Origin of the sequence: Enterococcus saccharolyticus subsp. saccharolyticus (assembly GCF_029023825.1) — a bacterium.
GTDB lineage: Bacteria > Bacillota > Bacilli > Lactobacillales > Enterococcaceae > Enterococcus_F > Enterococcus_F saccharolyticus.
In genome coordinates this window covers 536171-550990 of sequence record NZ_CP118957.1, presented here as the reverse complement: position 1 = coordinate 550990, position 14820 = coordinate 536171, and the positions used below count along the sequence as shown (strand labels likewise).

Annotated in this window: 14 protein-coding genes and 2 pseudogenes; 5 read left to right on the top strand and 11 right to left on the bottom strand. The window is 37.6% G+C overall.

The features are described from left to right. The first annotated feature begins 57 nt into the window (after positions 1-57). The 3 genes from gloA to tnpB all read left to right on the top strand — a co-directional run bounded on the left by gloA (position 58) and on the right by tnpB (position 2796). Entirely contained in the window at positions 58-438 is a 381-nt protein-coding gene (gloA, locus tag PYW32_RS02865) for a lactoylglutathione lyase (RefSeq protein WP_016175832.1), read from the top strand. A 331-nt stretch (positions 439-769) separates the two neighbouring features. Next, a complete protein-coding gene (locus PYW32_RS02860) occupies positions 770-2053 on the top strand; it encodes a ClC family H(+)/Cl(-) exchange transporter (protein WP_016175833.1) in 1284 nt (427 codons plus the stop codon). A 449-nt stretch (positions 2054-2502) separates the two neighbouring features. After that, a complete protein-coding gene (gene tnpB / locus PYW32_RS02855; RefSeq protein WP_016175834.1) occupies positions 2503-2796 on the top strand; it encodes an IS66 family insertion sequence element accessory protein TnpB in 294 nt (97 codons plus the stop codon). Between the two features lie 52 nt (positions 2797-2848). On the opposite strand, the gene PYW32_RS02850 is transcribed toward tnpB, so the two are convergent. The 5 genes and pseudogenes from PYW32_RS02850 to PYW32_RS02830 all read right to left on the bottom strand — a co-directional run bounded on the left by PYW32_RS02850 (position 2849) and on the right by PYW32_RS02830 (position 6853). After that, positions 2849-3079 (bottom strand): hypothetical protein, encoded by a 231-nt coding sequence (locus PYW32_RS02850; protein WP_211211297.1) that lies wholly within the window; start codon positions 3077-3079, stop codon positions 2849-2851. Then, positions 2985-4335, bottom strand: a pseudogene (locus PYW32_RS02845) (IS91 family transposase). Before PYW32_RS02845 ends, PYW32_RS02850 begins: the two are co-directional and overlap by 95 nt. Positions 4336-4463: 128 nt before the next feature. Next, positions 4464-4832, bottom strand: coding sequence for a YxeA family protein (locus PYW32_RS02840; RefSeq protein ID WP_016175837.1), 369 nt, complete (start codon positions 4830-4832; stop codon positions 4464-4466). Positions 4833-4927: 95 nt separating this feature from the next. Further along, positions 4928-6220, bottom strand: coding sequence for a PTS sugar transporter subunit IIC (locus PYW32_RS02835; RefSeq protein WP_016175838.1), 1293 nt, complete (start codon positions 6218-6220; stop codon positions 4928-4930). Between the two features lie 15 nt (positions 6221-6235). Further along, a complete protein-coding gene (locus PYW32_RS02830) occupies positions 6236-6853 on the bottom strand; it encodes an AAA family ATPase (RefSeq protein ID WP_016175839.1) in 618 nt (205 codons plus the stop codon). Between the two features lie 41 nt (positions 6854-6894). On the opposite strand from PYW32_RS02830, the gene PYW32_RS02825 reads away from it, so the two are divergent. Then, on the top strand, positions 6895-7593 hold the full coding sequence (locus PYW32_RS02825; protein ID WP_016175840.1) for a MurR/RpiR family transcriptional regulator: 699 nt from the start codon (positions 6895-6897) through the stop codon (positions 7591-7593). 170 nt (positions 7594-7763) lie between these two features. Here the strand turns inward: PYW32_RS02825 and PYW32_RS02820 are convergent, their stop codons facing one another. From PYW32_RS02820 to PYW32_RS02810, 3 genes are all read right to left on the bottom strand, one after another. Further along, the gene (locus PYW32_RS02820; protein WP_275066196.1) at positions 7764-8813 is read right to left on the bottom strand and encodes a 3-deoxy-7-phosphoheptulonate synthase; all 1050 of its coding nucleotides are present in this window, start codon (positions 8811-8813) and stop codon (positions 7764-7766) included. Positions 8814-8878: 65 nt separating this feature from the next. Continuing rightward, the gene (locus PYW32_RS02815) at positions 8879-9355 is read right to left on the bottom strand and encodes a GNAT family N-acetyltransferase (RefSeq protein WP_016175842.1); all 477 of its coding nucleotides are present in this window, start codon (positions 9353-9355) and stop codon (positions 8879-8881) included. Positions 9356-9444: 89 nt separating this feature from the next. Beyond that, positions 9445-10218 (bottom strand): ChbG/HpnK family deacetylase, encoded by a 774-nt coding sequence (locus PYW32_RS02810; protein WP_016175843.1) that lies wholly within the window; start codon positions 10216-10218, stop codon positions 9445-9447. 213 nt (positions 10219-10431) lie between these two features. Between PYW32_RS02810 and PYW32_RS02805 the strand changes: the two genes are divergently transcribed. Then, positions 10432-12219: an LTA synthase family protein gene (locus PYW32_RS02805; RefSeq protein WP_016175844.1), complete on the top strand. Its 1788-nt coding sequence runs from the start codon at positions 10432-10434 to the stop codon at positions 12217-12219. Between the two features lie 48 nt (positions 12220-12267). On the opposite strand, the gene PYW32_RS02800 is transcribed toward PYW32_RS02805, so the two are convergent. The 3 genes and pseudogenes from PYW32_RS02800 to PYW32_RS02790 form a co-directional block, all read right to left on the bottom strand. Then, positions 12268-12498, bottom strand: coding sequence for a hypothetical protein (locus PYW32_RS02800; RefSeq protein ID WP_016175845.1), 231 nt, complete (start codon positions 12496-12498; stop codon positions 12268-12270). A 79-nt stretch (positions 12499-12577) separates the two neighbouring features. Beyond that, complete coding sequence (gene nagE, locus PYW32_RS02795) at positions 12578-14557, bottom strand: N-acetylglucosamine-specific PTS transporter subunit IIBC (RefSeq protein ID WP_016175846.1); 1980 nt, start codon at positions 14555-14557, stop codon at positions 12578-12580. Between the two features lie 2 nt (positions 14558-14559). Continuing rightward, a pseudogene (locus PYW32_RS02790) lies at positions 14560-14806 on the bottom strand (PRD domain-containing protein); the annotation flags it as partial. Between the last annotated feature and the right edge of the window lie 14 nt (positions 14807-14820).

Sequence of the window (14820 nt, the reverse complement as noted above, 5' to 3'; positions counted from 1 at the left end):
GCCTATATAAGCTATTCATAATAAAATAAAAATAAGAAACTATTGGAGGATGATTAAATGAATCAAGTATTAGTTGAAATTTGTTTGCGTGTCAGAGATATTGAGGCTACCCTAGACTTTTATACAAACTTATTCGATTTTGAAATTGCAAGCCGCAGAGAATTCCCAGAGGATAAATTTGATTTAATCTATTTAAACTCACCAGGCACGTCTGTTCAAATCGAACTCACTTATAATTATGACGCTGAACCATACGAAATTGGCAATGGCTTCAGTCATTTAGGTGTAACGGTTGATGATTTAGAAAAAATGCATGAAATTTGTAAAGCATCTGCTTATGAAACGGGCGAATTAAAAGGTCTTTCAGGCGGCACACCTTATTACTTCTTTGTAACAGATCCAGATGGTTACCGTATTGAAGTGAAACGTAAAATATAAACATACAAAAACTCCCACTAAGAACAGTTGGAAAATCAACTGTCCTTAGTGGGAGTTTTTTCGTTTTATTGATCTAAAAATCCTTTTTTATTTATAACATAAGCTGTTCCTACTGATAACAGCATGACTGAAATCAACACATAACTTTGTATTGAACTAAAGTTTTGTGGACCAATGATTAAATAGGGACTTAACGCAATATTAATGGGTACGATTGGATAATGCGATTCTTTTGGTTACTATAACAATAATTGCTTAAGCAAGCGTCTTTTTCCCTCTTCTTTTCATTTTCCAAAAACAGGCGTAAAATAGTTAAATGGAGGATGATGTCATGGAAGAGAAGCGTTTAGATTTTAAACTAGGTTTTGTTAGTCTGGTGACAGGGCTTTTAGTTGGTGTTGTGGTGAGTGGCTTTCGGTTGGCTATTCCCTTTTTGATGGGGATGGTAGGAAAGTTATTGCAGTTTGGACAACAAAGTCTCCTTCACTCACTATTGTTTATTTTTATTTTCGCAACGATTGGTGTCGTTGTATCGTGGAACGTCAAAAAAGAACCGATGATTGGCGGTTCAGGTATTCCCCAAGTAGCTGGTAAATTAAGTAGGCAGTTAGACTTCTCCTGGTTCTCTGTCTTGATTCATAAGTTAATGGGTGGCATTCTAACGATTGGGAGCGGTCTGACTGTTGGCCGAGAAGGTCCATCGGTTCAGATTGGCGCAGCAATTGGACAAGGTATTGCCGAAAAAAGTCATTTAAATAGTCAGAACCAACGTTATTTGATTGTAGGCGCCGCTAGTGCGGGGATGGCTGCCGCATTTAACTCACCCATTTCAGGGATTATATTTGCATTAGAAGAACTTTTGAAACGAACCTCGCGGAGAGGGTTTTTAGCCAGTTCCTTAATTATCATTACGTCCACCCTCGTATCAATTATCTTATTAGATAACACCTTTACCCTTACTATTCCTATTTCATTAGAGTTACCAGTAAGAGACTATCCTTTTTTAATTATATTAGGAATGGTCATTGGTTTATCAGGCGTTCTATTTAATCGGGTTATCCTGTGGGGAAAGAGAGTGTATGCACGATGGCACGTCCCTGTTGTTATAAAATGCAGCTTCCCTTTTGTTGTCACAGCACTCTTTTTATTATGGGATCCTAGTCTATTAGGCTCAGGAGATCATTATATATTAATGCCATTCCATGAAAATATAGCTCTCGCCTCTCTACTATCTGTTTACTTGATTAAACTATTCTTATTAGTAGTGGCTTTTTCATCTGGTTTGCCGGGCGGTATATTCTTCCCCTTGTTAGCACTAGGCTCACTTGCCGGCAACATCGTGGGAACAAGTTTATCAATGGGTGGATTAATCGATCAGAACACCTTATTAGTTTTTACGGTCATCGCAATGGCTGCTCATTTTGCTGCAATCGTTCGTGCCCCACTGACCGGTATTTTTCTCATCCTTGAAATGACAGGGGGATCGATTCATTATCTATTACCCCTTGCAATGGTCACCTTTGTTGCTTACCTTGTCGCTGAACTATTCCATTCCGAACCAATTTATGAATCATTGTTAGGGTTGATGTTGGCGAATGAAAAAGAGGAGGGGTAGGAGTTTTTAGAGTGATCCCAAAAGTTAGTTTTTTTTAGATCTAACTTTTGGGGTCATTTTATATATGCATATCTTTTGTTTATTGTCTGGATAATTGAATGGGAACCGCTCTTTCAGACATTCCCACCTACACCATTAAACTTCTCTACAAATACTTCATTTTTCTGAAATACACTGTAAGCGATAAATAGCTAGGTACCTGTGAGCACTAGCGGTCTCCTGTTAAACTTGAGATATCTTAAGTACAACTGGAGGTTTTTAAATTGGAAAAGAATAAGCAGTCCATCGTTCCTGTCAAATTGCAGGAGAAACAAAGAAATCGTCGAATGATTGAGAAGCCCTTACCACAGAAATTAGTAGCACATTTAAAAAATAGTCAGATAGAGCTGTTATATATGAGGGAATCAAACCATCGACGTTGAAAATACTTCTCACGGAGATGACTAGTAATGAAGCTCATTGACTTTACTCAAGTAGAGAATATTTTCATTGTGTGCGGGAAGACGGATATGCGTCGTCAAATTGATGGATTAGCCGCAACGATCACTGAAGAATATGACATGGATATTTATAACGGCGCTCTCTTTCTCTTCTGTGGTGGAAATAAAGACCGGTTCAAAGCTCTTTATTGGGAAGGCGACGGCTTCCTTCTCTTACATAAACACTTAGAGAATGGTAAATTGAATGGGCCTCGTAACCAGAAAGTCTCCATTAAGCCTGCGGTTAAAGGGAGTATAGCCTAAGAAAAGCATCGGGGAAAAACACCCCGATGCCTTTTTTTGCGTTGTTGTATTATTATTTTTGATAATCTGATAGTTTATATTCCACATCGTGGGTACTTTTGTAGTATTCCGAGTACATCTCTCCACCACAATTTTGACAAGTGAATCTAGGAGCATCAGATAAATCACCTTCATCCCAAAGATCAAATTCATCCACGACTTCCTTCGGAATCGATTCCTTGATTCCGCATTGAAGGCATATATAGTTGACGCTGTTTTTCCCAGTCGAAGCGAATTGCTTCATAAATTTCTTTTTCAGCTTGTTTTTGGTTAATTTTGAATTCTTTTGACTCAATGTACCGAATCTCCTCTCGTAGATATCTCCTAGCCTCCGAATCGTTCGCGTATTGGATTATAAGCCCTCCATTTTTAGACACAACAATCCCGCGGAACACAAAGAGGTTTCCGAAACAGGAACATTTTAGGGAGGGGTTCTCCAAAACATTCGACAATTCGTTCAGCCCATTTCTTTGGTTTCATAGCAGTCGAAACATTCAGCAACAGCCGCTTTATCTTTGATTGGATTTCTTTAACGACTTCTTTTGCAACTGTCTTGAGTTTCCTGCTGTATAACCCATATCTGCGGATCATTTTAAAGTTTTTATCGGGGATATGCCTTACTAAAGCTGCAATAAACTCCTTCGCAAGCATGATTTCTGTTTCATCGGTATCGGTGCGCTTATCGTGATAACGGAACATTACGATATCACCATCATACATGAGGATACGTTTTAACGCGATCGGTCCGCGTTTCATGTAGCGGCTGATATACTGCAGAACTCTTTTGACATTCGTTCGGCTTCTCTTCGGAGCGTTGACATAAAAGCCTTCAGCATTTTTAGTATAGGCTGTTTGAAGCTGTGGCTGTACTTCCTTTTTCTCCTTCGGAGATAACACGCGCCGAATCAACTTTAACACTGCATTCTGCCAATTTATCCGCAACATTTTGTATGGAATATAATCGTAATCTTTCCACTCACCACCTTTGGTCAGTCCACCCATGGTTACAATCATATGTACATGAGGGTTAAACTCGAGTTTGGAGCCAAAAGTGTGGAGAGTCAAAATGATGCCAGGCCGAATCTTCTGTTTCTTGAAATAGTCCAAAATTACTTGCGCAGCCTCGTCCATTAGTCCTTTCAAAAGTATTTCCCGATGGTACTTTAAAAAGATATTCCTCAAGCCTTCATCAATTGTAAAAACAATATGTCTGTGAGTGGTGTGGAACATATCCTGAGATACAATTTCACTCCACCGCTCACTTTCACCGACAGAACAGGTCGGACAAAATTTGCCTTTACACCGAATCGGAACTTTTTTTACCGCATGGCATCCTTCACAAACGAATAACCGGAATCCTTTAGAAATATCCCCACAGTATCTAAACTTCTCAACTTCTCGAAAGACCACAGGTCTTATCTTCAGCTTGATTTTTTTAGAAAACTGGTCCCAATGATTGTTCTCATCAAAGAAAATAGTATGGAGAATGTTCTTATTCATGCCTCTATTTTACCACTGTGGAACCAAAAGAAAAACTGTGAAACATGCACTAGCACAACGTTCCACAGCCGGAAAATTATATACTTTTCTAGTTATATAAAAAAATAAGTTAGGAGAGCTTTCCTAACTTATTTTTCTGCTAATTTTTCTAACGCTTGTTGTGGTATTTCTGATTTTTGAACTTCTTCGTAACTATTTTCACCTTTAAAACGTGTCACATTAATTTTTAAATAAGCATCTTGTTTAAACGGTCTACCTAAATCAGGATGCGTCATAAATTCTAACGTTTTTTCATTGCCTTTTTTATCGTAACCAGCTTGACTATATTCGTACTGTACGTATTCTTCTTTATTGTCAAAAGTGCCCTTGATTTCGGTTCCTTTATCAGTGATTTGTGTATAATAAGCAGTTGGTACCATCATATAATAGAAAAATCCACCTCCTGCAACAATCAATAATACAAAGAAGCTAATAAGCGATTTGGCTAATTTACTCATGATTCGTTTCCTCACTTTCTGACTTTATTCTAGTCGGTTTGCAAGGATTTGACGAGCGAATGAGCTGACAATTTACTTACAGTATTGTCATATCATTATTTTTCTGCTGCTAAACGATTTTTTTCCATCACTTTGAAGAATGGATAATAAATCGCTGCACTGACAAAAACTAACACCAACGTAAAGACAACATTACGCCAATCCATACTTGATAGGTACGCTTGCGCAAAGAATGGTGTAAAGGATGGATCAATAATAAAGCCGACACCGATTAAATGAATTTTTTGTGCAAAATAAGTCAATAATAAATTGACAACAGGTGCCGCTAAAAATGGAATTGCTAAAATAGGGTTCAACACAATTGGTAACCCAAAAATAACTGGTTCATTGATCGAACAAATACCTGGGATTAAGGATAATTTCCCAATGGTACGAAATTCCCGCACTTTACTACGCATCATCAACAAGATTAAACCTAACGTTGCACCCGCACCACCCATAACAGAAATACGAAACATTTGTAAATTCATCAAATGGGTCATTGCTTCACCTGATGCCATTTGTTCTGCATTGTAACCTGTTTGCGTAATACCTAAAGTAAACACAATTGGAAAAATAATCGATGATCCATTAATACCAAACAACCATAAAATATTACCCAATGTTACGATCAATAAAAAGCCACCTAAGCTACCGGCAATATTTGTTGCTGGGGTCAAGACTTGCATGACTGCTTCTGGAAAAATTTGATCGGTCGTCACAACGAAAAGAATATTAATCCCATAGAATAATACAATATTCACTAACAAAGGAATCAAGGTATTAATAAAAACGGCGACCATCGGCGGGACACTGTCGGGCAATGAAATTTTAATCTCTTTTATGTCAAACCAACGACAAATTTCCACAACTAATAAGCCCACAATAATCGCTACAAACAATCCATTCGTCCCTAAATAATTTAAGTCGATTTTCCCTTCAACTACCGGTGTACAAATCATCGCGTACACCACTGTCGCAATCATCCCTGTCATCGCCGCATTCATTTTGTATTCATTCGCTAATGAATACGCAATACCAAACGCACTGATTAAACCAATAATCCCCATCGTTAAATTATAAGGCGCTGTAATCAGATCATAGTTTGCAACAGCAAATTCTTTCCATGTAGCTAAAAAACGCATAAACACATTGGCGGTTTCCGGATTGTATTGCTCCATATTAATTGACGGATTGGCAAAAATTAAAAAGAAAGAACCAATGACGATAAATGGCAAACTAAACATCATTCCTGTAGAAATTGCGCGTAAATGTCGTTGATTGCCTAGTTTTGCTGCTAACGGACTTAATACACCATTTAATTTATCCACCATAGAACCATTTTCCATTTTTTCTCCTCCTACTTACACTTGCCACGAATTAAATTGAAAGGCATTGTCCACTTGATTTTCTGGATCATATGTTTTCAAAATATCATCGTATTGCTCTTTATAGTCATTCTCTACTTTTGCTTGAGGAATTACTTTACTTGCTTCATGTAAGAAATGATGCGAATCACGCCCCATTGCTAAGCCACGAGTGGTATGTTTATCTAAGGCATAATCTGGAATTTCAGGAACATACCCCATCGCAAAACTTTTAATCACAATGTTTTTCAATAAATCAGACGAGCGATCTTTTTCTGAAGCACATAAATAACGGATGGCATGAATAATAAACATCAAACGATCAGACTCATTGTATTGAAATTCTTTCCGCATTTGGTTAAAATTATTAACCATAATCGCAGCTTGTGGATTGCCCATGCCAATATCTTCAACTGAAATGGCTAGCAAGCGACGCCAGAGCTTTTCTTCATATTGTGGAGAAGTGATGTACATTTCGTACGCAAACTCACAGGCAGCTTTTTCGTAACCTCGACGAATGGATTTTTGTAACGCAGAAATGACTTCATCACCTGCTAACCCATTTCTCGTTGTCGTTCTTGCCCAAGGATCTTGAATAATTTTTTCTTTTCCCATGATATAATGCTCCTATCAAATAATATAAAGGTGATTGTGAAATGAATATTGAAATGCTAATTGAGAAATATCAATTGAACAATGCAGAAGCGCAAGTCCTGCGTTACATGCAAGAAAATAAACACGCGTTAAAACAAATGGGTATTCGCGAAGTTGCCAAACAATCTTTTGTCTCAACTGCCACAATTGTCAATATGTCGAAAAAAATCGGTTTTTCTGGTTATAGTGAATTAGTTTTTTTCTTCCAAAATGAACTAACACCACCCACACCACCTACTTACCAAGTTGTTTCAAAACACGAATTGCAACAATTTACCCACTTGTTAACAAAATATAAAGACAAACGAATTATGATTTTAGGTTTTGGTTTCTCCCAAAATTTAGCCAATTATTTTGCGGAGTCTTTAAATTTATATGGTTTTCGTGCAACAGCGAACGGTCACTTAGAATTTTTGCGAGAATCGGTCGAAGATGACATGTTAATTATCGTTATTTCTAATTCTGGTGAAACCCGTCGCTTATTAGAATTAACCCGTACGGCTGCCGAACATCGTTTAGAAGTCATTGCTTTTGTCGGGGAACGTTATTCTTCTGTCGGTTCATTGGCTCGGTTAACGATTAGCAGTAATACTTATTCGCCTCGTTCCTTTCAAGAATTCGCTCCTAGTTTATTTTTTGGCACAGCATTGAATCAATTTGAATTACTCTTAAGCGAAGCACTCAAATCCATTTTCAATTAGACGATGCGTCACACCTTTGACTTTATTATACGGTGTTTTCCCACCTTTATATGTATTTACAAGGATTATTAAACATGTTTAGTCATTTTAAAACATGTTTTTGTATAAAACACGAACATTAATAGATTGTACAAAAAAACAACCAGTCAAAATTGACTGGTTGTTTTGGATTAAACGTTTGCGGCAATGTAGCGGACAAGCTCTTCAGTTTTTTCCCATCCTAGACAAGGGTCTGTAATCGATTGTCCAAAAACACCGCCCCCAGGTTCTTGACGTCCGTCTTCTAAGTAACTTTCAATCATAAATCCACGAACATATTGCTTGATTTCTTCGTTCCATTGACGATTGGTTAATACTTCTTGCACAATACGAATTTGTTCATTGTATTTTTTACCAGAATTATCGTGGTTCGTATCAACCATGATAAATGGATTTTTGTAATTGCCTTTTTTGTAAGCTTCAATGACTTTTAATAAGTCTTCGTAATGGTAATTTGGTACGACACTGCCGTTTTCCTTTAATGCTCCACGCAAAATCACATGTGCTAAGGGATTTGAACTAGTTTCGACTTCCATACCATTGTACATTAATTCTTGTTTTTGTTGGCTTGCATATAACGCATTGAATAATACATTGATATTTCCACTTGTTGGATTTTTCAATCCTGTCGGGTGATCAATACCACTTGCTACAAAGCGGTGTTGTTGATCTTCTACAGAACGAGCACCCACTGCATGGTAACTGACTAAATCTTCAATGAATTCTAAGTTTTCAGGGTACAACATTTCATCAGCCGTAGTTAATCCAGTTTCTGTTAACACACGTTTGTGCATTTTACGTACCGCAACCATGCCGCGAACTAAGTTGATTTCACCAGAAGGATCTTGTTGGTGTAATAAACCTTTATAACCATCGCCATTGGTACGCGGTTTGTTTGTGTATACACGTTGGACAATGAAAATTTTATCTTTTACTTCTTCTTGTAGTTTTGCTAATCTTTTGGCATATTCTAAAACGGCTGCTTCATTATCTGCAGAACAAGGACCAATCACTAATAAAAAGCGATCGTCTTTCCCTTCCATGACTGCTTTTAATTCTTCATCGCGTGCTGCTTTTTTGGCAGCTTCTTCTTCAGTTAATTTTGAAATTGATTTCACTGTATCTAAATTAATATGTTGGCTTAATGCTTTAAAACTCAAATTCTTTCTCTCCTTTTCTATTTCTCTTATAGTAACAGATTTCCAGATAATAGTGTGAATATTTTGGATATTTTCTGATGAATCTTTTAGAGGTAATACGCAAACTGAAAATCATCCACCCACATGCCATTTATCCAAAATTCTTTTTTGTAATGTGCCTCTTGTTCAAAGCCCATCTTTTGATAAAAAGCAATCGCTCCAGGATTCGTCGCCATGACACGTAAGGATAGCTTCGCAATACCTACTTGTCTAGCCAAACGAATGACTTCTTCAATCAACAGACGACCGACACCTTGTCCTTGTGCTTGTGGACTGACGGCAATCCCAAAAATCCATTGTTTATTACGAGAAGGAATTGTATCAATTACGTGATACGACAATGATCCTACCACTTCTTGTCCGCTGTGTGCAACTAGGAGCTCTTGGTCACCTAATTTTTTCTTAAACGTTTCGTAGTCCTCTGTGTTAAGAGGAACTGGGGTATTGGTTTCATCCCAAATTTGTTCCAGTAACCATAGTCCCTCACTATCTTCTGGAACAAAGGGAGCAATTATTATTTCCATGCTGTTCTCCTTTATACAAACAAATTCTACTTCCTTAATTAACCCATTTTTTGTGCAAAAAAACAACCCGTTAAACAGGTTGTTTTACGTTAAAATGCACGGTAGTCGATACATTCAATCTTTTCTTCTTTTAAATATGTCGCAATCTTAGGATCAGTCAAAAACACGACTTCTTGTGTGCGAGGAACTACTAATGACGAATTTTCTAACAAAAAGGCATCTAAATACCCCGGATGAAAAATCATCATATGGACACCATCATCATGTAGATTTTCCACCAATTGCGAAAAAGTCGCATATGGATTGTACGCCGGATTCATACTCTCCATTGTCAAATATACTTTCGTTTGATTAACAAAAATAAATGCGTCTGCCTTTAATGCATTGGGTTCTGCACCCGCTGGTAATCCTGAATACGTTAATCCATGTGTAGCAGCAAAATGTTCTAATGCTTTAAAAAAAGTTGCACTTGCAATCGCATGTCCTTCAAAATAATCTGGTTTTCGCTGAAAGTAAGACAAAAATTGTTGATATTGCGCATTAATCTCAATTAACGCTTCATCAAAAACAACAAAGTCTTCCTGTGCTTGACGGTAAACTTTCGACGATTTGAACTGACCAGATTCATCCACTAAAGAAGGGATTGTTTTAGGATCAGACAACGGACGACCGATACAAATATTCGTATGTTGGCCAAATGCGATATCAGATTCTTGCAATAGCGCAATCCCATGCTCTGTCGCAGGCATGTTCATCATCACGCCGACACTACGAATCAATCCCGCTTTAACCGATTTCTCGATGCCATAGTTGACTCCTTCTGAATAACCTAAATCATCAGCACGAAACAATAATTTTTTCACATCGATTCCTCACTTTCATTACTCATTTCATTCCAATATACCACACATAGAAACCGCTATCAATAAACGGTGCGTTCTCTTTTTCTTGAAAGTTCTTACTTTTTTCTCATTTTTCAAAGAAAGACTGTACAAAAAGTAAAAACTTGATATAATCGGGGTCAGTTTGATAAAAAATCATGCACGCAATTCATTTTAGAAAGGATCTACACCACCATGATGTTCATCAATTTTCTGCTTGTAGGAACTTTTGCAACACTCGCAGAATTACGTTGTTCAAGTACGCTACACGGAAAAAATAAGACATTCATTTTTTTACAAAATACTGTATTTATTAATTTATTTTCACTTTTTTTATTACGTTTTGTCTTACAAAAAGACCATTTATTTCTAAATGCGACCTACACCATGACCTATAGTGTGAAATATGTCTTGTTTGCAATGGTCATCGCTTTAGGTTTCCTATTTATGAAATACCAAATTCATCATTCGGCACACTTAAAAGAATGTAAAAAACCACGTACGAAATCCGAACGTCGGTGGTTAATAGCCGATTCCGTGATGTTTTTAATCGGATGGTTCTTATTGATTGGTACGGATTGGTTCCATCATTTCTTTGGTTCTATTGCTTCGGAACAATTTATGTTCAATTTTACGTCACCTGTCAGTGGCGCAGCACATGATCTTTTAATTGATGTCGTCGATACACAAATTTTGTTATATGTCACAGGGGCTGTCGTATTTCTAACGTTTTTATGGGCACCTGTCCATGTTGTAAACAAATATCGCACACCTTTACCAAATGGTCGTATTCGTAAAATTGGTGGCGTAATTGCTGCATTTTTATTATTTATTTCAAGTATTTATGCGATTTCAACCTTACGATTAGATGAAGTCATCCATTCGTTAACTTCGAAATCATCTTATATTGAAGACAACTATGTCGCACCGGATTCTGTTGCACTCACTTTTCCCAAAGAAAAACGGAATTTGGTGCATATCTATTTAGAATCAATGGAAAATTCTTATTTAGATGCCTCTTTGGGCGGAAACTCAGAGCATAACCTCTTGCCTGATTTAACAACTTTGGCTCAAGAAGGTATCCATTTTTCTGAAAACAAGCCTTTTGGTGGTCCTTACCAAACATATGGTTCTAGTTGGACCATGGCTTCGATTGTAAACATGACAGCAGGTTTACCCATCAAAATCGCAACAGATGCCAATGCCTATGGAAAAAAAGATTATTTTCTGCCTGGTGCCACCACAATGAGCGATATCTTAACAACAGCTGACTATAACCAACTGTTAATTGTCGGTTCTCCGGCAGACTTTAGTGGTATGTCTACGTATTACCAAACACACGGCAATACACAAATTCTTGACTATCAAAGGGCAAAAGAAACGCAACGGATTCCTGAAGAGTATTACACTTGGTGGGGATTTGAAGATCAAAAATTATTTCAATTTGCCAAAGAAGAATTGACACGCTTATCTGGGTCTGATCAGCCGTTTGCCTTAACACTGCAAACGATGGATACTCATTTTCCAGATGGGTATGTTGATCCACACACACCGACTAAGTACGAAAACCAATATGCAAATGTGGTTGCTCATTCCCAAAAACAAGTGACTGATTTTGTTCGCTGGATGCAGAAACAACCGTTTTACAAAGATACAACCATTGTATTGACTGGCGATCATCTAAGTATGGATAAAGCCTATTTTGATCAGTTTCCTAAAGATTATCAGCGTTCCACATTCAATTTAATTTTAAATGGTGCCACATCGGTCAAAACAACCAAACGTGCGTTTGCCCCGTTTGATTATTTTCCAACTATTTTAGCTAGTATCGGCATGGATATTCCCAACCATCGTTTAGGTCTAGGAACGGATTTAACTTCGACTGTCCCTACCTTGATTGAACGTGATGGCTTTAAAAAAGTTCATTTAGAACTTGCCAAAAAAAGTAATTTTTATAATCAAGAATTACTAACATCCCATTAAAAAACTAAAAGGCGACTATCTTTCCAGTGGACATTGATAGTCGCCTTTTTAGTTACAATCATCATCAGTGACTGCTATTTCTTTGACTGCTTGGGTTAATTTACGAAAATACACACTCGTTAGGCTGACACCTACAATCCCGATGAAAATCAGCCAATAATTGCCTGTGATTATCGCCAAACCAGTTAGTCCCAAAAACATACCTACCATCACATAGCGACTCCACTTAACCATTCGTTTGATTCGATTTTTTATCGCTTGTTTTTCTGGATGAATCATTTGCCCACCTCCTTTTTATTTTACCACTTCTCGTCCCTAAAAAAAACCACCGAGCAACAAGCTCGATGATTTTTTCAATTTATTTACTTTCAACCGATCCAATGATCGCATTTGCTTCATTGATTCCTGCTTCGATTGTTAGAGACGCAATGTTATCTGGATTTGTGAAGACCACAATCATATCTGTATGACGACCTGCAGCTTGGATCATCTCTAAATCTACTTTAGCGATTAATTGTCCACGTGCAACTTGTTGACCGTCTTCCACATATAATTCAAAAGGTTCTCCTTTTAAGCTAACTGTATCAATCCCCATGTGTAGGAGTACTTCCACACCAGATGTCGTTTGGATACCCATCGCATGTTTTGTTGGGAAGATATTTAAAATTGTCCCTGCAACAGGCGTAAAAATTTCACCAGTTGTTGGCAACACTGCAAAACCATCACCCATCATTTTTTGAGAAAATACTTTATCTGAGACATCGGTAATTGGCACAACTTGTCCATTTGCTACAGCGTAGACAACATGTGTTTGAGGACCAGTCACAATCACTTCTTTCACTTCTTCAACGACTGCTGTCGCTTTTGGTGCCCCTGTATGAATACGAGACATTTCATCAGCAACAAATTGTACTTCTGTTCCCACAATTACTTGAATATTCTTTTTATCAATCACATTAATTCCTGGAACACCTGTTGCTTTAATTTTCGCTTGATCCACAGTATCTGTATCTTTCACTTGTAGACGTAAACGTGTTGTACAGTTATCAATCGCTGTCACGTTTTCACTACCGCCTAAACCAGCATAAATACGTTGTGCCATCACCGCATGTTTCCCTTCTGATGAAGAGGCTACATCTTCAGTTACTTCATCGATACCTTCTTCACGACCAGGTGTCATCAAGTTGAATTTCTTAATCGCAAATGTAAAACCAAAGTAATAGATTGCTGCAAAGACAAGTCCTTGAACAACTAACATTAATGGTTGGTTTGCTACTGGATTTTTCAATGCTAAGAAATAATCCACAAAACCAGCACTAAAAGCAAAACCGGCTGTCCATTGGAAGAATGCACTGATTGCTAAAGATAAACCAGTAAATACAGCATGTAATACATATAACGGCCATGCAACAAACATAAATGAAAATTCTAATGGTTCAGTCACGCCTGTAAAGAATGCCGCAAAACCAGCTGCCATCATTAATGATGCTGTTACTTTTTTCTTTTCTGGACGAGCTGCACGGTACATTGCAAACGCACCTGCTGGTAAGCCAAACATCATAACTGGGAAGAAACCAGCTTGGTACATGCCTGTTTTACCAACTACTGCTAAACCAGAATCTAATGCTTTTTGACCACCTAAGAAGTTCCCAATATCGTTAATACCAGCTACGTCAAACCAGAATACAGAGTTTAATGCGTGGTGTAACCCAGTTGGAATTAACAAACGGTTAAAGAAGCCGTATAAACCAGCTCCTACAAAGCCTAAGCTAGAAATACCTGTACCAAACGTGACTAATACATTATAAATGACTGGCCAAGCAAAATATAAAATGGCAGAAGCCACAACCATTGAAACAGCTGACATAATTGGTACAAGACGTTTACCACTAAAGAAAGATAACGCCATTGGTAATTTCACATCGCTGAAACGATTGTACATTGCTGCTGCAACCAAACCAGCGATAATTCCGATTAATACGTTATTTTGGGTCTTAGTAAATGCTGCTGCAACTGCACTCACATCATCTAACCCTTGAATCGTTTGAATAGATGCTGGTGATAATAGCTTTTCTGGTACTAAATAAGCAACTAAACCGGCTAAAGCTGCCGAACCATCTTTATCTTTAGACATCCCTAAAGCTAAACCGACTGCAAATAAAACTGCTAAGTGACTTAAAATTGCATCACCCGCATTAAACATAAAGATTGTAAATACATTGACATTTGGATCTCCATTGCCGACCCAGTTAGCAATCCCCATTAAAATTGCGGCTGCTGGTAACACAGCTACTGGTAACATTAACGAACGCCCCATACGTTGCATATATGCTTTCATTTTTATTCCTCCATTTGTTTGGCTATTCGCAAGCGTTCAATATGAATCGCAAGGTAGCCTAATTCTTCACTTGTTGTTGATACTTGGTAATTCTTAATCAGTAGCACACGAATTTTTTTTCGCAACTTCATAGCTTTCCGGATATTTCCGTTTCACCATTTCGACAATCTCATCATCTAAAACGGCATATTGCTGATTGTGATAGCGTTGTAAGAGCAAACATAAGTGATTGGCTAAACGAGAGGAATTCTTTCTCCTCTCGT